This is a genomic window from Devosia albogilva, assembly GCF_042685625.1.
In the GTDB taxonomy this organism is placed as follows: Bacteria; Pseudomonadota; Alphaproteobacteria; order Rhizobiales; family Devosiaceae; genus Devosia; species Devosia albogilva.
In genome coordinates, this window is the sequence record NZ_JBHUNP010000001.1 from 3715242 (window position 1) to 3736790 (window position 21549).

Annotated in this window: 19 protein-coding genes and 3 tRNA genes; 13 read left to right on the forward strand and 9 right to left on the reverse strand. The window is 63.8% G+C overall.

All coding sequences use genetic code 11. The features are described from left to right. Positions 1-47: 47 nt before the first annotated feature. The 4 genes from ACFSX5_RS18585 to ACFSX5_RS18600 all read right to left on the reverse strand — a co-directional run bounded on the left by ACFSX5_RS18585 (position 48) and on the right by ACFSX5_RS18600 (position 6075). Complete coding sequence (locus ACFSX5_RS18585; protein WP_386835439.1) at positions 48-2801, reverse strand: valine--tRNA ligase; 2754 nt, start codon at positions 2799-2801, stop codon at positions 48-50. Positions 2802-2916: 115 nt separating this feature from the next. After that, positions 2917-3681 (reverse strand): DUF2497 domain-containing protein, encoded by a 765-nt coding sequence (locus ACFSX5_RS18590; RefSeq protein WP_386835441.1) that lies wholly within the window; start codon positions 3679-3681, stop codon positions 2917-2919. Positions 3682-3903: 222 nt separating this feature from the next. Continuing rightward, positions 3904-5298, reverse strand: coding sequence for a TolC family outer membrane protein (locus ACFSX5_RS18595; protein WP_386835442.1), 1395 nt, complete (start codon positions 5296-5298; stop codon positions 3904-3906). A 120-nt stretch (positions 5299-5418) separates the two neighbouring features. Then, a complete protein-coding gene (locus ACFSX5_RS18600; RefSeq protein WP_386835444.1) occupies positions 5419-6075 on the reverse strand; it encodes a protein-L-isoaspartate O-methyltransferase family protein in 657 nt (218 codons plus the stop codon). Positions 6076-6244: 169 nt separating this feature from the next. Here ACFSX5_RS18600 and ACFSX5_RS18605 point away from each other — a divergent pair, with 169 nt between their 5' ends. Together ACFSX5_RS18605 and ACFSX5_RS18610 are read left to right on the forward strand one after the other, a co-directional pair. After that, positions 6245-6850, forward strand: coding sequence for a hypothetical protein (locus ACFSX5_RS18605; RefSeq protein WP_386835446.1), 606 nt, complete (start codon positions 6245-6247; stop codon positions 6848-6850). Between the two features lie 35 nt (positions 6851-6885). After that, positions 6886-6959, forward strand: a tRNA-Cys gene (locus ACFSX5_RS18610). A gap of 195 nt (positions 6960-7154) precedes the next feature. On the opposite strand, the gene ACFSX5_RS18615 is transcribed toward ACFSX5_RS18610, so the two are convergent. The 3 genes from ACFSX5_RS18615 to ACFSX5_RS18625 all read right to left on the reverse strand — a co-directional run bounded on the left by ACFSX5_RS18615 (position 7155) and on the right by ACFSX5_RS18625 (position 10546). Further along, entirely contained in the window at positions 7155-8654 is a 1500-nt protein-coding gene (locus tag ACFSX5_RS18615) for a hypothetical protein (protein ID WP_386835447.1), read from the reverse strand. A 214-nt stretch (positions 8655-8868) separates the two neighbouring features. Beyond that, positions 8869-9399 (reverse strand): hypothetical protein, encoded by a 531-nt coding sequence (locus tag ACFSX5_RS18620; RefSeq protein ID WP_386835449.1) that lies wholly within the window; start codon positions 9397-9399, stop codon positions 8869-8871. Beyond that, positions 9389-10546, reverse strand: a complete 1158-nt coding sequence (locus tag ACFSX5_RS18625; protein WP_386835450.1) for a zinc-dependent alcohol dehydrogenase — start codon at positions 10544-10546, stop codon at positions 9389-9391. Before ACFSX5_RS18625 ends, ACFSX5_RS18620 begins: the two co-directional genes overlap by 11 nt. 216 nt (positions 10547-10762) lie before the next feature. Between ACFSX5_RS18625 and ACFSX5_RS18630 the strand changes: the two genes are divergently transcribed. From ACFSX5_RS18630 to ACFSX5_RS18665, 8 genes are all read left to right on the forward strand, one after another. Beyond that, positions 10763-11914 carry a benzoate/H(+) symporter BenE family transporter gene (locus tag ACFSX5_RS18630; RefSeq protein WP_386835688.1) on the forward strand — a complete coding sequence of 384 codons (1152 nt, stop codon included), beginning with the start codon at positions 10763-10765 and terminating at the stop codon, positions 11912-11914. Continuing rightward, positions 11904-12521, forward strand: coding sequence for a molybdenum cofactor guanylyltransferase (gene mobA / locus ACFSX5_RS18635; RefSeq protein ID WP_386835451.1), 618 nt, complete (start codon positions 11904-11906; stop codon positions 12519-12521). Before ACFSX5_RS18630 ends, mobA begins: the two co-directional genes overlap by 11 nt. A gap of 77 nt (positions 12522-12598) precedes the next feature. Beyond that, positions 12599-12674 (forward strand) — tRNA-Asn (locus ACFSX5_RS18640). 75 nt (positions 12675-12749) lie between these two features. Beyond that, entirely contained in the window at positions 12750-14003 is a 1254-nt protein-coding gene (locus tag ACFSX5_RS18645; protein WP_386835453.1) for an MFS transporter, read from the forward strand. After that, on the forward strand, positions 14000-14458 hold the full coding sequence (locus ACFSX5_RS18650; protein WP_386835455.1) for an SRPBCC family protein: 459 nt from the start codon (positions 14000-14002) through the stop codon (positions 14456-14458). Before ACFSX5_RS18645 ends, ACFSX5_RS18650 begins: the two co-directional genes overlap by 4 nt. A gap of 160 nt (positions 14459-14618) precedes the next feature. Beyond that, a complete protein-coding gene (locus ACFSX5_RS18655; RefSeq protein ID WP_386835457.1) occupies positions 14619-15668 on the forward strand; it encodes a cysteine synthase A in 1050 nt (349 codons plus the stop codon). Between the two features lie 78 nt (positions 15669-15746). Next, positions 15747-17198 carry a cardiolipin synthase gene (gene cls, locus ACFSX5_RS18660; RefSeq protein ID WP_386835459.1) on the forward strand — a complete coding sequence of 484 codons (1452 nt, stop codon included), beginning with the start codon at positions 15747-15749 and terminating at the stop codon, positions 17196-17198. A gap of 1 nt (position 17199) precedes the next feature. Further along, a complete protein-coding gene (locus tag ACFSX5_RS18665; RefSeq protein ID WP_386835461.1) occupies positions 17200-17922 on the forward strand; it encodes an alanyl-tRNA editing protein in 723 nt (240 codons plus the stop codon). Here the strand turns inward: ACFSX5_RS18665 and ACFSX5_RS18670 are convergent. Beyond that, positions 17919-18950, reverse strand: coding sequence for an amino acid ABC transporter substrate-binding protein (locus tag ACFSX5_RS18670; RefSeq protein WP_386835462.1), 1032 nt, complete (start codon positions 18948-18950; stop codon positions 17919-17921). The two genes, ACFSX5_RS18665 and ACFSX5_RS18670, sit on opposite strands and share 4 nt — an antisense overlap. 142 nt (positions 18951-19092) lie before the next feature. Here ACFSX5_RS18670 and ACFSX5_RS18675 point away from each other — a divergent pair. From ACFSX5_RS18675 to ACFSX5_RS18685, 3 genes are all read left to right on the forward strand, one after another. Continuing rightward, positions 19093-19168 (forward strand) — tRNA-Thr (locus ACFSX5_RS18675). A gap of 46 nt (positions 19169-19214) precedes the next feature. Beyond that, positions 19215-20219 carry an adenosine kinase gene (locus ACFSX5_RS18680; RefSeq protein ID WP_386835464.1) on the forward strand — a complete coding sequence of 335 codons (1005 nt, stop codon included), beginning with the start codon at positions 19215-19217 and terminating at the stop codon, positions 20217-20219. 102 nt (positions 20220-20321) lie between these two features. Further along, a complete protein-coding gene (locus tag ACFSX5_RS18685; RefSeq protein ID WP_386835466.1) occupies positions 20322-20714 on the forward strand; it encodes a DUF4260 domain-containing protein in 393 nt (130 codons plus the stop codon). A gap of 30 nt (positions 20715-20744) precedes the next feature. Here the strand turns inward: ACFSX5_RS18685 and ACFSX5_RS18690 are convergent, their stop codons facing one another. Next, positions 20745-21545: an amino acid ABC transporter ATP-binding protein gene (locus ACFSX5_RS18690; protein WP_386835467.1), complete on the reverse strand. Its 801-nt coding sequence runs from the start codon at positions 21543-21545 to the stop codon at positions 20745-20747. Positions 21546-21549 lie beyond the last annotated feature (4 nt).

A 21549-nucleotide genomic window follows, 5' to 3' on the forward strand; every position in this document is an offset into this window, starting at 1 on the left:
AGCCTTGGCCGCCCCGCCTCTAAGGCTTATGCATCGCCCGTACGGGGCTAGCGCAGGCGTGCCAACGCCTCGACGATGCGGCCGCGCCGTTCTATTGCTGCCTCGCGACGAGACCGCTGTTCCTCGATCACCTCTTCAGGTGCCTTGGCGACGAACTGCTCGTTGCCAAGCTTCTTGTCGATCTGCGCGATCTCGGCGTCGAGCTTGCCCACTTCCTTCTCGAGCCGGGCCCGTTCCACACCAAGGTCGATCACCCCCGACAGCGGCAGTGCAAAGGTCGCTTCGCCGACCACAAACTGGGCAGACTCGCCCGGCACTTCCGACTGCGGCGAGATGGCTTCCAGACGCGCCAGCCGCGTAATCAACGCCGTGCCGGCCACGACGCGGCGCAGGGTTTCCTCCCCTGCCCCCACCATCACGAGCTGCAGCTTGGCGCCCGCTGGCACGTTCATCTCGGCACGGATCGAGCGCACACTGGTGATCACATCGATCAGCCAGCCGAGTTCCGCATCGGCGTCCGGGTCCTCGAGTCCGTCGAGGTTCGGCCAGTCGGCCAGTGCCAACACCCCAGCACGACCGGGGCCGAACTTGCCGGTCTCCGCCCACAGTTCCTCGGTGACGAAGGGCATGAACGGGTGGAGGAAGGCCAGGATCTGGTCCAGTGCCCAGGCGGCAGTTGCGCGCGTCTCTGCCTTGGCGGCTTCGTCCGTGCCGCTGAACACCGGCTTGGCGAACTCCACATACCAATCGCAGAACGTGCCCCAGACGAAGTCATAGGCGGCGTTCGCGGCTTCGTTGAACTTGTACTCCTCGATGCCGCGCGTCACCGCCGCCGCCGCACGGGCGGTGGCACCGACGATCCAGCGGTTGAGCGGCAACCGGTTGTCGCGCGGATCATAGCCGTCAACGCGCCGGCACTCGTTCATCTCAAGGAAGCGCGCGGCGTTCCAGAGCTTGGTGACGAAGTTGCGGTAGCCCTCGACCCGATTGATGGAAAGCTTCAGGTCGCGCCCCTGCGCAGCCATGGCAGCCAGGGTGAAGCGCGTCGCATCAGCACCGTACTGGTCGATGAGCTTGAGAGGGTCGATGACGTTGCCCTTGGTCTTCGACATCTTCTGGCCCTTCTCGTCGCGGACCAGGGCGTGCATGTAGACCGTGTGGAACGGCTCCTCACCCAGGAATTCAAGTCCGAGCATCATCATCCTGGCAACCCAGAAGAAAATGATGTCGAAGCCGGTGACGAGGACGTCCGTCGGATAGTAGCGCTTGAGCTCAGCGGTTTCGTCCGGCCAACCGAGGGTCGAGAACGGCCACAGGCCTGAGGAGAACCAGGTGTCGAGCACGTCGGGGTCGCGGCGGAGCTCGACAGCCTTGCCGTAGTGCGCTTCTGCGGCAGCGGCAGCTTCGGCCTCGCTCTGCGCCACAAAGGCATGCCCATCTGGGCCATACCAGGCCGGGATCTGGTGGCCCCACCACAGTTGGCGCGAGATGCACCACGGCTTGATGTTTTCCAGCCAGGCGAAATAGGTGTTCTCGTATTGCTGCGGCACGAATCTGGTGCGGCCTTCGCGCACCGCGGCCAGTGCCGGCCGGGCCAGCACGTCGGCCTTCACCCACCATTGATCCGTCAGGAACGGCTCAATGACGACGAGTTTGCTCTTCTCGTCATGCGGGACCATGATCTTCTTGTCTTCGACATGGTCGAGCCCACGCGTCGGGTTCTCCTCCGCCAGCGCGGTCAGGTCGGCGACGATCGCCTTGCGCGCCTCGAAGCGGTCGAGCCCACGATACCTGGCCGGGATGAACTCGGCATCGACGACGGCGCCGCGGGTGGTGAATACGTTGATCTGCTCAAGCCCGTTGCGAGCACCGACCTCGAAGTCGTTGAAATCGTGGGCAGGCGTGATCTTCACCGCACCAGTGCCGAGCGCCGGATCGGCATACTCGTCAGCAACGATGGGAATACGGCGGCCGACCAGCGGCAGTTCCACGAACTTGCCGACGAGATCTTTGTAGCGCTCGTCGTCCGGATGCACGGCCACGCCGGAGTCGCCCAGCATCGTCTCCGGACGGGTGGTCGCGACGATGATGTAGTCCCGGGTCTCGTGCCCGGTGACGTTGCCGTCTTCGTCCTTGATCGGGAACTGGTAGGTCACGCCATCCGCCAGCGGGTAGCGCAGGTGCCACATATGGCCCTTGACCTCGATATTCTCCACTTCGAGGTCCGAGATCGCGGTCTCAAGGCCGGGGTGCCAGTTCACCAGCCGCTTGTCGCGATAGATCAGGCCGCGGTTGTACAGTTCAACGAACACCTTGGTGACCGCACGCACCATTTGGTCGTCCGGTTGCCCACGGTCGCCCATGGTGAAGCGCTCGCGGGTGAAGTCCGCCGAGGCGCCCAGCCGCTTCAACTGGTTCATGATGGTGCCGCCGCTCTCGGCCTTCCACTCCCACACGCGCTCGATGAAGGCCTCGCGGCCCATGCTGCGGCGATCGAGCTGCCGCTCGGCCAGTTGCCGCTCGACGATCATCTGCGTCGCAATGCCGGCATGGTCGGTGCCGGGCTGCCACAACACGTCCTTGTGCAGCATGCGGTTGAAGCGGACCAGGATGTCCTGGATCGTGTTGTTGAGCGCGTGACCGATATGCAGCGACCCGGTGACGTTGGGCGGCGGAATGACGATGGTGAAGGTCTCGGCGCCCGGCGCCGCCCCTGCCCCCGCCTTGAACGCACCAGCCTCGACCCAGGCGTCGTAGATGCGCGCCTCGACAGATGCGGGCTCATAGGTCTTTTCAAGCATGGATCACTCGCAAACACAGTTGACCCGCCAGTGCGGGCTGGCGGGCCGTCAGGTGGCGGAACTTCAAGCAAATGCGCCGGTCGGGGTCAACAGCAAGCGCTGTCCCCCAGCCAGACTATTCGCCGCGGGAAATGCGCGCGATTTCCTTTTCGACCATGCGCTCGACCACGGAAGGAAGGTGCTCATCGAGCCACTCCTTCAGCATCGGCCGCAGCATGTCGCGCATCATCGCCTCGATGGTGAGGCCGGGCGAGCCGATGCCGAGCGCCGACAGCTTGCCGATGGAACTGCGAACCGCCGCCTTGGTGGCGGGCTCCAGCAGTTCACTAGCCATGTCGCTGGTGAGGGTCGGATCGGGAAGCGGGGCCGCCTCGGCTACGGACACCTGTGGGCGCTGTGGCTGTGGCGGGGCTTCTGCCGCCCGGGGCGGCACGACCCGCAATACCGGCTCAGGCTCCGGCTCTGGTTCCGGTGCGGCAGCCCTGGCAGGAGCGGGATCGAACGACGGCAGGTCGTCCTCGACCTCCGGCTCGGAAAAATGCACGTCCTCCGCCTCGACCAGTTGCGGCGCAGGGTTCTCCGCCACTTCGCTTTCGGTGTCGGCCAGGATGGAATCGAAGCTGAAACCGCTAGCGTCTTCCTCGGGCTCCGTGCTGACGATCTGACTTGGCGACAGCGCCAGCGGCTCGATGTCCTCGAGCATGTCTTCCAGATCGCGGTCCTCGGCGACGGGGCGCGCGGGCGTAGCTTCCATCGGCGGCGGCGCCGCCTGCAACACCGGCCGGCGCGTCACGCCCGCCGCGTCGTCATCCGCAATGATCTGCCGGATGGAGGACAGGATTTCGTCCATCGACGGTTCTTTGGTCGCGGGCTTGTTCATAGGCGCCTCATACTCAACGGTCGACCGGATCACGACCGCCGCTATCGGCCCGCGCTTCCGAATCGTCTTGTTAACTCTAGACACACCATGCGGATAATGGAATCGTCAGCCGAAGCGACGATCTCGTCTTCCACCAAAAGTTGTGCGAGTGAGTCTTAACTGGCACCAGCACTTGTTCCGCGCAGCCGGATGGCACGCGAGGCAGGAGGTACTCTGGTCCCCTTAGTCCGCGACGGTGCGCAGTTCCTGCCAGACATCCTCGACGGTCTGAGTATAGGGCACGGCCGTCTTCACCTCGACGGGCAGCCCCAAGTCCGCAGCCGTTAGCCGGCCGATCGCTGCCAGCAGCGAGAAGGTCGCGACCACCTTGCCCGACGAGGCGTTGATCAACCCTTCGCGAGCGGTGGTGAGTTCGGCCTGCGCGTTCAGCACTTCCAAGGTGGTACGGGTGCCGAGATCGCGTTCCTGGATCACGCCTTCAAGCACTTCCTGGCCGGCGCTGACCGCGGCCTGCGCTGCGGTGATCTGCGCGTCAGCGCTCTGGATGCCGGACCAGGCGGCGATCACGGCCGCTCGTACCTGATCATAGGCGCCCATCGCGTCTACTTCCGAGCGGATCTGTTCGATGTTGGCCTTGCGCACGCCTGCGCCCAGCGCGCCGCCGGCATAGATCGGCACCGTGATCTGGAATCCCAACTGGCCGGAGAGCCCGGAAGACGTGCCCGTGGCGGTGCTGTAAGACGTTCCGACCTGACCACTGACGGAGGCATTAGGACCGAAGGCTGCCTGTGCAGCGTCACTGCCGGCCTGTGCCGCCCGAATGCCTGCTTTCGCCAGAAGGATCGCCGGGTGGCCTGTCTCGGCCTCGGCGATTGCGCTCTGCAGCGTGCCCGGAATCAAGCGCGAGAAGTCATGACCGCCCGACAGGTTGCGCGGCGCCGCGCCCACCAGTCGCTGAAACGTCGCCTGGCTGACCTCAAGGCTCGAAATGGCAGCCCGATACCCTGCTTCACCCTGGGCCAGACGCGCCTCGGCCTGCGCCACGTCGATGCGGGTTCCTTCACCCACTTCGAGCCGGTCTTCGGCCGACTGGAGCTGCGCGCGGAAGAACGTCAGGTTCTCCTGCCGCAACGCGACCAGCTGTTGGCCCGTCATCACGTCCATATAGGCTTGAACCACGTCGAGCAGCACGTTCTGCTCGGTGTTCCGGATCTGGTATTCGGCGGCCTCGGCGCCCGCACGCGCAGCTTCGATCTGCGCTTCGGTCGCGAAATTGTCGAAGATGGTCTGGTTATAGGACAAACCGGCGCTGAAGGTGCTGCTACCTGTGAAGGCGCCCGTAGGGTTCGTTCCTCCGGGGCCCACCGCGCCGGGTCCAACCGCCCAGTTGTAGTTGCCGCCCAGCGATGCCCCAATAGTCGGCCTCTTCGCCGACTCCGCCCGGACGATGTCTTCGGCCGAGGACTTGGCACTCAGAAGTGCCGACTGCAGGTCCGGAGCATGGTCGTATGCAGCGGCCAGGGCCTGAGCGATCGATTGCGCCTGTGCGGCACCGGTGCCGGCGATGCCGAGCGTCAGCGCCAAGGTGCTAACCGCCACAAGAACCCTGAACTTCATCGCCCCTACTCCATCCACCGAAGATTGTACTGGCCCGAGGTGGCGTTGCCAATGCTAACGCACAACCCCTACCAAGCTCTCACCAGACGATAGCGTCGCCTGGTGGCACTCACGCAACAGTCAGAATACGAATTCCGGCTCGCCTGACTTCACCATCAACGCCGGCAAGCTGGCATTGAATTCCTGACGCGAGGCGACTACGCCGTCGGACTTGACGTACACAGTTGCCACGGAGACGCCACCCTCGCGCACCAGCGCCACAAGGCGGCCAATGTCCGAAAGCCGGTCCAGCAAAGCCTGCGGCACCGTCTCAACGGCACCTTCTACGAAGATGGCGTCGTATCGGTCCTTGCCGAGAGCAGAGATGTCCCCGGCGATGATCGTCGCATTGCTGATACCCAGCTTCTCCAGGGTATCGCGAGCACTCTCCGCCAGCGCAGCATCGTGCTCGAGCCCGGTCACCTTGGAGCACAGCCCCGCAACCACGGCGGTCGAATAGCCGGAATTGGCTCCAACGATCAGCACCGTGTCCTGGCTGCCGATCTCCGCGAGCTGCAAGAGTTTGGCGAAGATCGCCGGGGCTGGCATGAATCGGCCGCGGCGCGGCTCGCCCAGCCACTGCACGCTGTCGAGGTAAGCGAGTTCACGCTTTGCTTCGGGCAGGAATTCCTCCCGTGGCACCTCACCCATACGGGCCAGAATCCGCCAGTCGCTGACGCCGCTCGTGCGCAGCTGGTTATCCACCATGAAGGTGCGAGCACGCTGGAAATCGAACATGGGAATGGAGTCCGTAGCCTCAGAGCATATGCCGGACGTGCATATCCCTCGATTCCGCGACTGGCAAGCACACGCGGCTCCACGCCGCAGTTTCATCCACTTGCGCTGGACAGTGCATCTTTTTTGCGTTCACTCTCGCGCTGGAAACGGCATCGCGGGAGGCGGACCGGTGCTGAAGCGGTTGGCAGATCGGAGCTGCGGCGACTGCACCGCCTGCTGCGAATTCATCCCCATCAGATCGCCCGAACTCGACAAGCCGTCGAACACGCTGTGCCCCCATTGCCTGCGTGGCCGGGGCTGCACCGTCTATGAGGTTCGACCACAACCCTGTCGCGGCTGGTATTGCGGCTGGTTCTTCCTGGCCGATCTCGGCTCGGAATGGCACCCGAGTTCCAGTGGCGTGGTGCTGCGGCCCGAGGCGATCGAGAACGATGCGATGACGGTCGTGATCCTGCGCCGGTCGGCTTTCCTGCTCTCCGAAGCCTTCGCCGGAGCGATCGGCGCCTGGGTTGCCGCCGGAGTGACCGTTTCGTTCGAACGCGTAGGGCCCGCCGGGCATCTACCGGCCAAGACGGAGATGAACGGCCTGCTCGCTCCAGCCATCCAGCAGCGTAGTCTGCCCGAGTTGCACAAGGCGTTCAGTTGGGCGATCGCCCATATCGACAATCATCATCGCTGGGAGCCTGACGGCCTGACGCTTCGCACGACACTGGCGGAAACCACAAATAACAGCTTTCAATCACGCTCCGTCACGCCGTTCGCTGGCCAATCTTGACAGGTCACCACCAACCTGTTGAGAAGGCGCCCAGAGGCCTCGTGGCGGAATGGTTACGCAGCGGATTGCAAATCCGTGTATTCCGGTTCGATTCCGGACGAGGCCTCCACCGATTTGCTGTGACATGCCGGGCGCCCACAATAACCAAGGGCCCCTCCCTGCCGCGCAGCCATCCTCGCATTCCTGGTGCTCGTGAACGGCACTGGCCTCACGCGACCCACCGTTCAGTGAAACAAGTGCCTCGGAGTGTCTCCTGCAAGGAGCCGCCTGGCTCAACACGTCCGCGAACTCATGTTTCGGTCCACTACGGCCGGACGACCGGCAGGGAATGGTCGTACAGCCAAACCTCACTCGAGCCGCAGTCCACCACCTCGCCGGGCGCCCCGAATCTCTCCCTGATCTTGGCCGGGTCCAGTCGCTCCATGATCACGAAGGTTGGGGCAAACGGCTGCGTCCCATCCGCGGTGCGATCAAGCCACCGCAGGTTCATGGAGGCCCTGTGAAGGGAACCATCTTCAACGAGCGGAACAACGGTCATCCGGTAGTCCGTGGAGAAGGTCGTCAGTTTGCTCAGCCAGTAGTCTGAATAGCCGGCTACCCGGCCAAGGCCCGACACACAACCAACGACCGGATGCGGTCGCATCAACGCTTCGGCAGCGGACAAGCCCGTCGAGAAGGTCATCGCAGATACAGTCGCGAGAACCGCTGCGCCAACCCACGCGACCGCCGTTCTCAGGCGCGGCAACAGCCAGTTGGAGGCCAGCAGCATAAACCAGAGCACCGGCAGGACAAAGATTGGCAGCGCGTAGCGCAGGTGCACGATTGACACGAACTGGCCGCTGGCAGCGGGCGCCACGATAGCGGCCCACTGCACCCCCGTTATCATCAACAGCGCCATCTGCAGCCGGGTCAGTTCCTGCCGCCGCAGCAAGCGGAACAGTAGCGGCGCGCCGCTCAATGCCATCAACAGTGTGGAAACGGTGACGATCGCCATCACCCAGTCGCCCGCCAGAGGGCCGATCACGAACCCCTGCCACAGGTTTGCGATTGTTTGCTGGATGTCGCGCTCAAGGCCACCAGGCGCCCTGAGGAGCCTGTCGAGCAAGTTGGCTATGGCCGAACTGGCGACAAGGATGATTCCTTGCTTCCGCAGGGCCCGGTCTGCGCGAGCTCGCGCCAGAAGAAGCCACACGATTGCGATCGGGGCAACAAACCAGAGCAGGTACAGCAGGTCGGAAAAGGAAGTGACAACGGAAATCACCAGCAGAACGCGGTACGCCAGAACGCGTTCGGTGCTCGAAAGGCACCGAATCGCTAACGCAAGCGCCACAAGCCCCGCCAGAATCGCTCCCGTATGGATGTAGGAAGACACCAGGTAGATCGCCAGGAGCGATCCGGGATGAGAGATGTCGGAAGCCGCGGCGGCCAGGAACGCCGCCAGGATCAGCGTAGCGACGAAAGTGAAGCCCACTGCCGCTCCGGGCTGCACCGCCTCGGAAACAATCCCGAAGAGCGTTCCATAAGCCGCAAGCAACACACCTGCATAGGCGATCGGCAGCCAGAGCCAAGGTACTCCGACCAGGTAGAGGAGTCCGGCAATAAACAGATCAGGAAAGACGTAGTTTGCTGGTGAATACTGCCAGGCCAGGAAGGAGCCGGCGTGGATAACCGTGTCCCTGACGATCATGTAGGGCTGTATCAGATCGGTGTTGAACAAGTCCCCTGTGCCACTTACCGCAAAAGCGTAGGCGACCCAGATGGAGCCGCAAGCTGACAGCGCCACAAACAGGCCAAGAAGGATCAAGGACCTATGCAACCACACACCCACGTTCGAGCACGAGCACCCACTTCTGGAGAAGCTATCTCGATTCGCAGCGGACAAGGCACCTACGGGCTCTTGGTCCCCAATGGGAGGTGACCAGCTTCCGAGACGCCGTTCGGCAGGCCTTGCGAGCTCTGCCGGAGGTCAAGCGGCGAGTGGTGAGAGTGGCTCGCCCACCGAGGTTATGAAGTCGAGGTCAGTAGCGACGCCGGCTTGGCTGGCGTCGCGGTCTGGTTGACCTGAGCAGCGCGTACAGGACGGCGACCGCAGCGCCGGCGACGACCGTTTTCCGCACCAGCCCTGGCATGTTGTATTGGATTTCGGACCGGACACCCATTTCCGCAGGGATGTTCGGCACCTTGCCACGGGCCAGATCCTGACCGATTCCCTCGACCACGTTGATGCGGTCGGCGGCCAGCAGCATGAGCCAATGGCTCCACTTGCCCTCGCTTTTCTTGAAGGCCTGTCGGCGGATGGCGCCGCTGATCCCCTTCGGTGGCGTCGACGTGCCATAGACGGCCGTGCGCCGGTTATGTTCGGTCGAGCGCAACACTTCCACCGTTTGCGGCTGCAGCGTCGGGCGGTTCCAGTCCATGCCGCCCTTGCTGTCCTGTGAGCGGTCCCGCATCGGGTAAGTCGGATCATTCTCCGGGTCGGCATCGACGCCCCAGCCGACGACCGTCGCCGGATCTATCCGGTTCGGCGTTGCCGAGCCTTCAAGCGGCACGGGCAGATGGGGGGACGAGGACAGGCTTGATGCAGCCGTCGAGCTTGGCGGAGAAGATGTGGTAGGCATCGGAGACCTCCTCGAGTGGCACTTTGTGGGTGATGAGGGCCTTGGGATTGATGCGGCCCGCCTCGACATGTTCGATGAGCCGCGGCAGCAAACGCTTCACCGATGCCTGGTTGGCCCGGATGGTGATGCCCTTGTTCACCACATTGCCGATGGGCACGAGATTGCCGGTGGGGCCATAGACGCCTACCACCGAGACGATGCCGCCCTTCTTCACCGAGTTGATGGCCCAGTGGAGCGCCGTTGCCGCTCCAGCTTCCAGTTTCAGCTTGGTGCCGAGCAGTGTGTGCAGGGCACTACCAGCGGCGTCACCGCCGACGGCGTCGATACAGACATCGGCACCCAGCGAGTCCGTGGCCTTCTTTAGGAAGTAGACCGGGTCCTCGATGGAGCGAAAATTGTAGACTTCGGCCGGCCCGAAGCGGCTGGCGAATTCCAGGCGATAGTCAAGATGATCGATGACGATCACCCGTCCGGCGCCGAAGAGCCAGGCGCAGCGCGCGGCCATGATGCCGACCGGCCCGGCCCCGAACACCACCACCGTATCGCCGCGGCGGATGCCGCCCATCTCGGCAGCCTGGTATCCGGTGGGCACGACATCCGTCAGCATGACCGCGTCGTCCACGTCCATCCAGCTCGGGATCTTCAGCGGGCCGACGTCGGCATAGGGCACACGGACATACTCTGCCTGGCCGCCGTCGTAGCCACCGGCGGTATGCGAATAGCCATAGATGCCTCCGACCGCTGTGGCCTCATTGTTGGACTCGTGGCAGTTGCCAAACAGGCCCTGCTGGCAGAAGTGGCACTTGCCGCAGGCGATGTTGAACGGCACCAGCACATGATCGCCGACCTTGAGGTTGTGCACCTCAGAGCCGACTTCCTCGACGATGCCGGTGAATTCGTGCCCGAAGGTCATGCCGACGCGGGTGTCGGGGACCATGCCGTGGTAGAGATGTAGGTCCGAGCCGCAGATGCAGGATCGGGTGACGCGCACGATGGCGTCTTCCGGGTGCTCGATCTCGGGCATCGGCTTCTGCTCCGCCCGTACCCGATAGGGCCCCCTGTAGTCCATTGCCAGCATGATCGGTCTCCGTCCGCTTGTCCGTGCCCGAGCCAAACGGCAAGGAGGCGATGTCGTTGCCGGCTTAAGCTTGAGCAAGATCGGACAAGAGGAGTCCGCGTCTGTTTCCCTCAGAGGCCAGGTGTATAAAGCAGCATGACCCGCGAGCTGCCGCCTCTTGGCGATTCTACCCCAAACACACCCCCGCCCTCCCGGAGCTGGAATCCGGCGCAGCCGCTGATGGCAGGGACGCTCGCGGCCATCGTCGGTTATGCCAGCACGTTCACGCTGGTGCTGGCAGCGCTGACTGCGGCCGGCGCCACGCCGGCGCAGGCGGGCTCGGGACTGATGGCGCTCTGCCTCGGCCTCGGGGTGCTGAACGTGGCGGTCAGCGCTCGCACCCGCACGCCGATCAGCTTCGCCTGGTCAACACCCGGTGCGGCCTTCCTGCTGACGGTCGGTGAGCCTTCTGGTGGTTTTCCGGCAGTCGTTGGCGCGTTCCTGGTCACTGCGCTGTTGATCGTCCTCACCGGCTTGTTCCGGCCACTTGCCCGCTTGGTGGCGGCAATTCCAGCCTCGCTCGCCAACGCCATGCTGGCCGGCATGCTGCTGACCCTGTGCCTCGCGCCTGTTGAGGCCGTCGGGCAGGTGCCAGCGATGGCGCTGCCGATCCTGCTGGCCTGGGCTCTTGGCCTGCGTTTTGCCCGCCGCTATGCCGTGCCCATTGCCGTGCTGGTCACCGGCATCGTCCTTGCGATCACAACGCACCTGCCGCCGGGCGCACTGGAGGGCACCTGGCCGACCCTCAGCTTCGTCGTCCCCGGCTTCTCCCTCGACGCCATCGTCCGCATCTCGGTGCCGCTTTATATCGTTACGATGGCCTCACAGAACTTGCCGGGGCTGGCGGTGCTGCGGGCCAATGGTGTCATCGTCAATCCCGCCGGGCCCTTTGTCTTGACCGGCATCGCCAGCGGCGTCACCGCCGTGTTCGGCTCCATCACGACCAACCTCGCCGCCATCACCGCAGCGATCTGTGCAGGACCCGAAGCGCATCCCGATCCCTCGCGCCGCTGGCCCGCACCGGTTGCCGCTGGGGCCACCTATGTCCTGCTCGGTCTGGGTGCCAGTCTTGCCGCCGCCTTTGTCGCTGCGTCGCCGCCCATCCTGATCCAGGCGGTGGCCGGCTTGGCATTGCTGTCGAGTCTCGCCACGGCTCTGGCCGCAGCATTGGCGGACGAGGAGCAGCGCTTGCCGGCCATTCTCACCTTCGTTGCCACTGCGTCGGGGATAACGGTGGTCGGCATCGGCGCCCCCTTCTGGGGCCTTGTGGGCGGCATTGCTCTGTTGCTGCTGCTGCGGCGGCCGAAGGCACCGGCACATGCCGGGTAAGGATCTGCATGTCCTTATTCTAGCGGGTGGTGCCGGTGCGCGACTCGGCGGGGTCCGCAAGTCGGATCTGCGAGTCGGTGGCAGGCCGCTGCTTCGCCGAGTGGTGGACGCCCTTGGTCCGCTGGAAAACCCGCTTCTCGTCTCCACCGGCCCCGGCACCCCACCGCCCGACCTGCCGCCACACGCCATCCCCGTTCCGGATCACGACCAAGAGCACGCCGGCCCGATTGCGGGTCTTGCCGCTGCGGTGAGCGCCCTTGAGCGGCGGGGCATTCGATCCGGCTTGCTGCTGTCGGTTGCAGTAGACACACCCTTCCTGCCTGCTGACTATTCCACCCGACTGGTCACGGCCCTCGGCTCAGCACCTGCGGCCGCAGCTGCCTGGAAGGATCAACTTTACCCCACAAACGCCTTGTGGCGCCTCGACAATCTCGCTGCCGCCCTGCCCCGTTCTGCCAGTCCAAAGGGCTTGCTCTCCACCCTTGGCGCTGTCACGGTCAACTGGGACGGCCCCTGTGATCCCTTCGCCAACCTCAACACGCTGGCCGATCTGATCACTCTCCAGAACCGCTCTCGCGAGCAGGGTCGAGCACTTCTGCACAGCTGATGGGATTGGGGGCTTGGCAAAGCGAAACAAGTCCGCTACACGGACCTCGCCCTCGCCGAGGGGGCACACGAATATGTTCCGCGATAGCTCAGTTGGTAGAGCGTTCGACTGTTAATCGAATGGTCGCTGGTTCGAGTCCAGCTCGCGGAGCCATTCGGGTTTTGACCCGAACTCGGCACCATCCCAAAAGCATCTGACGGTTGCCAGCCCCGCCTCCAGAGGCTAGGCATGGCCGTCTTCAGCTTCGGACTTCCATCCATGACCGCCGTTTCCAACCTGGCTTCTCCAGCCAGGCAACGCATGTCGACTGGCATCATCGCAGCCCTCAGCACCTCGCACCTGCTGAACGACCTCATGCAGTTCCTGCTGCCGGCGCTCTATCCGCTGCTGAAGGATGCCTACGGATTGAGCTACCTGCAGATCGGGCTGCTGACCCTTGCCCAGCAGATCACCGCCTGCATCCTGCAGCCGGCCTTCGGGCTCTATGGGGACCTGCGGCCGAAGCCCTATTGGCTGGCGCTTTCGCTCGCAATCGTCGGCATCGGCGTCTTCCTGCTGGCGACGGCGAACAGCTTCGGCCTGCTGTTCCTGGCCTCTATGGTCATGGGGACGGGCTCGGCCCTGTTCCATCCGGAAGCCTCGCGTCTGGCCCGGCTCGCTTCCGGCGGACGCCTCGGGCTGGCGCAGTCGTTGTTCCAGGTCGGCGGCAATGCCGGCACCGCGCTGGGGCCGCTCGCGGCCGCCATGATTCTGATCCCCATGGGTCAGGCCAGCACTGGCTGGTTCGTGATCGTGGCTGCCATCGGCGTGCTGCTGCTCGCCTATGTGGGCCGCTGGTATGCCGAACATCAGCGTCAATTGGCGCTGCAGCCTCGGGCTCCGATCGTGAAGCCGCAGTTGACCCGCCAGCGACTGATAGTCGCTTTCGTTGTGATCGGCGCGCTGTTGCTCAGCAAGTACGTCTACATCGAGACGCTGAAGAGCTACTACGCTTTCTTCCTGATCGAGAAGTTCGGGCTCTCCAAGGAAGAATCGCAGCTCTATCTCTTCCTGTTCCTCGGGGCGATCGCGGCCGGCACCTTCATCGGCGGCCCCGTGGGTGACCGTTTCGGCCGTCTGGCGGTGGTGTGGGTGTCCATTCTCGGCGCCCTACCCTTCACCCTGCTGCTGCCGCACCTCGACCTCTTCGGCACGGCATTAATGAGTGTGCTCGCCGGCCTCGTCCTCGCATCCGCTTTCTCGGCGATCGTCGTCTATGCGCAGGAACTTTTGCCCGGAAAGGTCGGCATGGTTGCCGGATTCGTCTTCGGATTCGCCTTCGGCGTCGGCGCACTGGGTGCCGCAGTGCTCGGCGGACTTGCCGATATGATCGGCATCATCGCCGTTTTCCAGCTTTGTGCGTTCCTGCCCATATTGGGTGTGCTGACCATCTTCCTGCCCCGGTCGGCCGAACTGCACGGACGTGCCAAGGAGACCGCATGAGCGATTCAATGAGCGGGGACAGCGAGTCCCAGATCACCCTCACCCGCACCATCGGCGCGAACGTCAGCGACGTCTTTTCCGCCTGGACCGATCCCGCGCTCATCGAGCAGTGGCAGGCCGACGAAGCGGAATTGGACGCCTTCGAAGGCGGCGAGTACCGCTTCGTCACCTTCCGAGACGAGGATGACGACACCGACCAGGTGGTCACGGGCGAAATCCTGACCTTTGTCGAAGACCAGCGGCTCGTCATGTCCTGGGTGCACAAGGACGAAGAGGAGGAAGGCGATGACGAGCTGATCTTCGTGCTCGACATCCTTTTCGAGCCGGTCGGTTCGGACCAGACCCGTATCACTCTGACCGAACGCGGGCTTGCGCACGCCGATCCGGAAACGCGCATCTTCTCGATGGAAGCCTGGAACGCGGCGCTTGAGCAGCTTGCCGAGCTGATGGAATAGCCCGCGGCAGGAATGATTTTGCTGCCTCGGCGGACAGGCGGTGTGCAGCTTGCCCCACAAGCCATTCAGCAGGAAAGTCCTGCCGGGTGAGGTTGTTGCGCCTTGTCCCACCGCACCACGCCCCCTACCATTGAAAGCTTGATCCCACTCTCGATAGACCATGGCCAAGCACCAAGACCTGATTTCCGCCATCGGCAACACGCCGCTGATCCGTCTCAATCGCGTGTCGGCGCTCACCGGCTGCGAAATCTGGGGCAAGGCCGAGTTCCTCAACCCCGGCCAGTCGGTCAAGGATCGGGCGGCGCTGTTCATCATCCATGATGCGGTGAAGTCTGGCGCCCTCAAGCCGGGTGGCACCATCGTCGAAGGCACTGCCGGCAATACCGGCATCGGGCTCACCCTCGTGGCCAACGCGCTCGGCTACAAGTCGGTGATCGTCATCCCCGACACTCAGAGCCAGGAAAAGAAGGATGCGCTGCGCCTCTACGGCGCCGAGCTCATCGAAGTCCCGGCCAAGCCCTACAAGCACCCCAACAACTACATCAAGGTTTCCGGCCGCCTCGCCGAGAAGCTCAACCGCGAGCTGCCGAACGGCGCCGTGTGGGCCAACCAGTTCGACAACACGGCGAACCGACGCGCTCACATCGAGACCACTGGCCCGGAGATCTGGCACGACACCAACGGACGCGTGGATGGCTTCATCTGTGCCGTCGGCTCCGGTGGTACCCTTGCCGGTGTGGCCGAAGCGCTGCGGGCCCGCAGTTCGGATGTGAAGATTGGCCTCGCCGATCCGGAGGGTGCGTCCCTTTTCAACTACTTCGCCAATGGCGAGCTGAAGTCCTCGGGCAACTCCATCACCGAAGGCATCGGTCAGGGCCGCATCACGGCCAATCTGGAAGGCCTCAAGGTCGACCTGCCCTACCAGATCTCGGACGCCGAGGCCCTGCCTTACATCTTCGATCTGCTCGAACACGAGGGCCTCTGCCTCGGCGGCTCCAGCGCCATCAACATCGCCGGCGCGGTGCGCATGGCTCGCGACCTGGGTCCTGGCAAGACCATCGTCACTGTCCTTTGCGACTACGGCAACCGCTACGCCAGCAAGATCTTCAATCCGGAGTTCCTGCACGCCAAGGGACTACCGGTGCCGAACTGGCTGGAGGGCCGGACGCCGATCGACATCAGCAGCGTGTTCGAACCCGATCCGGTCTGAACCTCCGATCGTCTGCCGCATTGTTCGTCGCTGCAGGGCTGCTAAAGTGGCGCCCTTTCAGCGTCACGAGTCTGTTGCTTGTTCGGTCTAGACGACCTCCTCCGCTTCATCACTGCCGATTTCAGCCTGTTCGCCGCGATCACCGCGGCGATCTACCTGCTCGCCTTCGTCTGTGCGGTGCGCGAAATCATGAACTCGCGCACCTCGCAGGGTTCGATCGCCTGGCTGCTGTCGCTGGCGCTGCTGCCGTTCCCGACCGTGTTCGTCTACATGGTGTTCGGCTGGAAGGCCTTCGACGACTACGCCACTGACCGCATTCGCAACGGCCGCGCCGCGCGCCCGTTGCGCGCCAAGGACCTAGCATTGATCGATCGCGAGACCAGCCACAAGTGGCCGGTTCAGACCAAGGTCTCGGAAGTGCCGTTCCTCAACGGCAACGAGGTCGAACTGCTGATCGATGGCCGGGCAACCTTCGATTCCATCTTCGAGGGTATCGCCAAGGCCAAGGACTACCTGCTGGTGCAGTTCTACATCGTTCGCGACGACGCTCTTGGCCAGGAGCTGGCGGAGCGGCTGATCGAGCGCGCCAGGGCCGGCGTCAAGGTCTACCTGCTCTATGATGACATCGGCTCCACCGGCATGCCCAAGCGGTATCGCCGGGAGCTCCGCGAGGCGGGGATTCGCGTTGCGGGTTTCAACCAGCGCCACAAGTTCCTGCGGCTCTTCGGGCCCACCCGCATCAACTACCGCAACCATCGCAAGATCGTCGTGGTGGACGGCGAGCACGCCTGGGTCGGCGGACACAATGTCGGCGTCGAGTACCTTGGTGAGGATCCCCGCTTCGGCCACTGGCGCGACACCCATGTCCGCGTATCCGGTCCTGCCGCCCTCGCCTGCGCCCTGCTGTTCCGCGAAGACTGGCAGTGGGCAACGGGCGAAGCCCTGCCCGAAACCCCGCCCGAAAAGGTTCCGACGCCCGGGGACCAGTCCGTACTGGTCATGGGGTCCGGTCCCGCCGACAAGCTCGAGGAATGCGCCATCGCCTTCACCGACATCATCGGCCGCGCACGGGAGCGGGTCTGGATCGTCAGCCCCTATTTTGTGCCCGATACCGACATCCGCACCGCCCTGTTCGCAGCACGGCTCCGCGGCGTCGACGTGCGAGTGATGCTGCCGGACGAACCCGATCACAAGATCGTCTGGCTCGCCAGCATTGCTCATGCCGATGGCATGGTGGAGCATGGCGTGCCCGTCTACCGCTACACCGACGGCTTCCTGCACCAGAAGGTGGTGCTGATGGATGACCAAATCGCTTCCATCGGCAGCGTGAACTTCGACAATCGCTCGTTTGCCATCAACTTCGAGATCACCCTCTGGTTCGCCGACGAGCAGACCATCACCGCTGTCGAGGAGATGCTGCTCGAGGATTTCAAGAGCTGCCGGCTTGTGGAACTGGACGAAGTGAAGAATCGTGCGCCCTGGATGCGCTTCCTGACCCAGGCGGCACGCCTGCTTTCCCCGGTGCTCTGACATGACTGAATTCCTGTTTCGCGACGACGCCTATCTGGTCGACACCGAAGCGACGGTGATCGAGATCACGCCGGAGGGCGGCGTAGTGCTCGACCGAACCGTCTTCTACGCCGCTTCCGGCGGCCAGCCGGGGGACAGCGGTCGGCTGCTTCTGTCCGACGGCCGGGAATTGTTGATCAGCACGGCCGTCCACCCCGATGCGGACAAGAGCCGCATCGTTCATGTACCGGCAAGCCCCGACACCCTTCCGCAGCCAGGCGACACGGTCACCGCCAGCATCGACTGGGATCGCCGCCATCGCCTGATGCGGATGCATACGGCACTGCATCTGCTGTCGGTGGCGCTGCCTTATCCCGTGACCGGCGGCTCGGTGGGCGAGGACAAGGGACGCCTCGACTTCGACATGCCGGAGGCCCCCGAAGATCTGGACGCCATCTCCGCTCGCCTCAACCAGATGGTGGAAGCCGACCATGCCGTCACCGCCGAGTGGATCACCGATGAGGAAATGGCGGCACAGCCCGACCTCATCAAGACGATGAACGTCAAGCCGCCAATGGGTCAGGGGCGTGTCCGCCTGATACGGATCGGCGACATCGACTTGCAGCCTTGCGGCGGCACCCATGTGCGCTCCACCGGCGAGATCGGCCGGCTTGCGCTCGGCAAGATCGAGAAGAAGGGCAAGCAGAACCGCCGCGTCAGCGTCGTGTTCGCCGATCCCACCTAACGCACCGGCGGCGCGTAGAGGAGCCCACCATTGGACCATAGCGCGTTCTGCCCCCGGAGCAGCGCCGCGCCGGTCGAAGGACCGAAATGACGGTCATAGATCTCACCGTAGTTCCCGACAGCGCGAATAACCTGCGCCATGAAGTCGGGAGCGAGACCCAGGGTGGTACCGAAATCACCCTCCACGCCAAGCAAGCGCCGTACCGCCGGAGCCCGTGCCGCAGCCAGGGAGTCGATGTTCAGGGCCGTTACCCCCAGCTCCTCGGCATCGATCAGGGCGAACAGCGTCCATCGGACGATCTTGAGCCACTGGTCATCTCCCTCCCGCACGACCGGCCCAAGCAACTCTTTGGAGATGCGCTCAGGCAGGATGCGATGGGCGGAGGGATCCGGAAGCGCCCGCCGGATTGCCTGCAACTGCCGACCAGAGGCTGAGACAGCCTGGCACCGCCCAGCCTGATAGGCGATGGCGATGTCGGAAGGATCTTCATACGGGACACCGACATACTGGGCCTGGTTCAGGAAGAAGAACTCCTGAAGCCGCCGCAGTTCCTCGCTGCCGTCGATCACGCAGATGCTGACATTGTCGAGTTCGAAGGCGGAAACCAGCCCCAGACTCTGTGGCACCATGAAGGCCTGCCCGTCAAAGAATGCCGTGGCGGCGAAGGTGGTGCCGTAGATCGTATCGCGGCGCATGCCCCAGGCACCGCTGCGGGTCAACACATCGACTTGCCCGGTCTGCAACGGCGCATAGCGGGCTTCACCACGCAAGGCGCGGAACTCGATGGCATCGGGATTGCCGAGCACGGCCGCCGCAAGGCCCCGGCAAAGGTCGACGTCAAAGCCGGACCAGCGGCCTTCCGCATCCTGCTGCGCAAACCCGGCGATCGGATTGGCCGAACCGCAGATCAGGAATCCACGTTCGCGAACCTGTTCGAGCGTGGATTGTTGAGCCATCGCCGGCGACGCGATCAGGCCCGAAAACGCCAGCGCGCCCACCAGCCGCCGCAACCACACAAAACCGCGCACGAACACCTTCCCTCTCTCGCCGCCCCATATTGGCCGGTGCCTGCATGGGGTCAAGGCAGGCCCAGGGGAACACCAGGGTTTTCGACAGCGTGACAAGCGCGACGTTGCCACCCATGCCGGTCGATGCTAGAGCCGTCGCAAGGCCGGTATAGCTCAGTTGGTAGAGCACCTGATTTGTAATCAGGGGGTCGCGGGTTCGAACCCTGCTGCCGGCACCATGTTCATCGCGCTTGCCAGCGCTGTTCCCGCGCATACGGAGCCGCCATGACCCAGACCCGCTTCGACGTGCTGACCATCGGCAATGCCATTGTCGATATCATCGCGCCCGTAGAGTCCGGCTTCATCGAGCGCGAAGGCATGACCGAGGGAATCATGCACCTGATCGACACCGATCGGGCGGAAGAACTCTATTCCAAGATGCCGCTGACGCGGCAACAGATCTCGGGCGGCAGCGCAGCCAATACCGCAGCCGGCGTGGCCTCGCTCGGCGGGCGGGCGGCCTTCGTCGGCAAGGTGGCCGACGACCTTCTGGGCGACGTGTTCGAGAACGACCTCAACGACATCGGCGTCTACTACGCGACCTCGCGGCTGAAGAACGGCGCACTGACGGCCCGCTCCATGATCTTCCTGTCGGAAGATGGCGAGCGGACCATGAACACCTATCTCGGTGCCTGCCATCAACTGACCGAGCAGGACATCCGCCCCGACGAGATCGGTGGGTCTGCCATTACCTATATGGAAGGCTTCCTTTGGGACCCGGTCGAAGCCAAGAAGGCTTTCGTGCTGGCAGCGCACTATGCCCACAAACATGAACGAGCAGCGGCCTTCACCCTTTCTGACCCGTTCTGCGTCGATCGCTACCGCGCCGAGTTCCTGGATCTGATCCGCTCCAAGACCATCGACTACGTTTTCGCCAACGTGCACGAGCTGAAGTCGCTTTATGAGACCGACGATCTCGGCGAAGCGGTTCGCGAGATCGCCAAGGATGCCGAGCTCGCCGCCATCACCATGGGCGCCGATGGCGCCATGGCCGTCTACAATGGAGAGATCGTCTCCATTCCCGCATTTCCCGTCGACAAGGTAGTCGATGCGACCGGTGCCGGGGACCTGTTCGCGTCCGGTTTCCTGCTCGGGATCGCCCGTGGCCAGACGCTCGAGTCAGCGCTCAAAACCGGCTGCCTCGCGGCCTCCGAGGTGATCTCCCATATCGGCGCTCGCCCCCAGGTGACGCTTTCCGAACTCACGGCGGCGCACGGTCTCGCCGGCTAGTACGGCACTATTCAGTTTCGCATATCGTACCCTCTGCCTTGGTGAATTCAGCATCAGCGCGCTGACACCTATCTCTTTCGCATCAACGAAAGGGATCAAACGATGTCGAAAACGAAAGACGTGGATACGGTCACGGGAGCAGTACGCGCCTTCCTGCGGGCCGAAGGGGCCGCGGCGCTGGTGATCGCCACCGCGCTCTATTTCAGTCTGGGCGGCAGCTGGTGGCTCTTTGCCCTGCTGTTCCTTGCGCCAGACCTATCCTTCCTCGGCTATTCCGCCGGACGCCGGACAGGTGCGTTCGTCTACAATCTCGCCCACACCTATGTGGTGCCGGCGGTGCTCGGCGGCGTGGGCCTGATGGTCCAGAGTGATCTGCTGCAGCATCTGGCCCTGATCCACGCCGCTCACATCGGCTTCGATCGGGCTCTCGGGTACGGGCTGAAATACCCGTCCGGGTTCAAGCACTCGCACCTGGGCGTACTCGGCAAAGCCTGATGAAGGAGCGCTCAGGCGCTCCTCCGGCGATCAATGCAGGATTTGGCTGAGGAACAGCTTGGTGCGCTCGTGCCGCGGGTCCGAAAAGAAGGCTTCGGGCTCGTTCTGCTCGATGATCTGCCCCTGATCCATGAAGATCACGCGATTAGCCACCTGGCGGGCGAAGCCCATCTCGTGAGTCACGCAGATCATGGTCATGCCGTCTTCGGCCAGGGTGATCATCACCTCCAGCACTTCCTTGACCATCTCGGGGTCCAGCGCCGAGGTCGGCTCGTCGAACAGCATGATACGCGGCTGCATGCAGAGAGACCGGGCGATCGCCACGCGCTGCTGCTGCCCACCGGACAACTGCCCCGGATACTTGTTCGCCTGCTCCGGGATCTTCACCCGCTCGAGGTAATGCATGGCGGTCGCCTCAGCGTCCGCCTTGGGAATGCCGCGCACCCAGATCGGGGCCAGCGTCAGGTTCTCGAGGATCGTCAGGTGCGGGAACAGGTTGAAGTGCTGGAATACCATGCCGACCTCGCGCCGCACCTCGTCGATGCGCTTAAGATCGGCGGTGAGTTCGGTGCCATTGACGATGATCTGGCCTTCCTGATGCTCCTCGAGCCGGTTGATGCAGCGGATCAGCGTCGACTTGCCCGAGCCCGACGGCCCGGCGATGACGATACGCTCCCCCTTCATCACCCTCAGGTTGATGTCGCGCAGCACGTGGAAGTCGCCATACCACTTGTGCATGCCGACCACGTCGATCGCGACCTCGGTGTCCGACACGCTCATATTGGAGGTGTCGATGGTGCGCTCCACCGTGGCGGAAGATACCTGGCTCATTGGT

Bases quoted from the DNA above. Each gene is read 5' to 3' on its own strand.
- ACFSX5_RS18690 (WP_386835467.1), bottom strand. From the start codon at position 21,545: ATGAGCCAGGTATCTTCCGCCACGGTGGAGCGCACCATCGACACCTCC.
- ACFSX5_RS18665 (WP_386835461.1), top strand. From the start codon at position 17,200: ATGACTGAATTCCTGTTTCGCGACGACGCCTATCTGGTCGACACCGAA.
- ACFSX5_RS18685 (WP_386835466.1), top strand. From the start codon at position 20,322: ATGTCGAAAACGAAAGACGTGGATACGGTCACGGGAGCAGTACGCGCC.
- ACFSX5_RS18680 (WP_386835464.1), top strand. From the start codon at position 19,215: ATGACCCAGACCCGCTTCGACGTGCTGACCATCGGCAATGCCATTGTC.
- ACFSX5_RS18590 (WP_386835441.1), bottom strand. From the start codon at position 3,681: ATGAACAAGCCCGCGACCAAAGAACCGTCGATGGACGAAATCCTGTCC.
- ACFSX5_RS18645 (WP_386835453.1), top strand. From the start codon at position 12,750: ATGGCCGTCTTCAGCTTCGGACTTCCATCCATGACCGCCGTTTCCAAC.
- ACFSX5_RS18595 (WP_386835442.1), bottom strand. From the start codon at position 5,298: ATGAAGTTCAGGGTTCTTGTGGCGGTTAGCACCTTGGCGCTGACGCTC.
- mobA (WP_386835451.1), top strand. From the start codon at position 11,904: ATGCCGGGTAAGGATCTGCATGTCCTTATTCTAGCGGGTGGTGCCGGT.
- ACFSX5_RS18600 (WP_386835444.1), bottom strand. From the start codon at position 6,075: ATGTTCGATTTCCAGCGTGCTCGCACCTTCATGGTGGATAACCAGCTG.
- ACFSX5_RS18650 (WP_386835455.1), top strand. From the start codon at position 14,000: ATGAGCGATTCAATGAGCGGGGACAGCGAGTCCCAGATCACCCTCACC.
- ACFSX5_RS18655 (WP_386835457.1), top strand. From the start codon at position 14,619: ATGGCCAAGCACCAAGACCTGATTTCCGCCATCGGCAACACGCCGCTG.
- ACFSX5_RS18585 (WP_386835439.1), bottom strand. From the start codon at position 2,801: ATGCTTGAAAAGACCTATGAGCCCGCATCTGTCGAGGCGCGCATCTAC.
- ACFSX5_RS18625 (WP_386835450.1), bottom strand. From the start codon at position 10,546: ATGCTGGCAATGGACTACAGGGGGCCCTATCGGGTACGGGCGGAGCAG.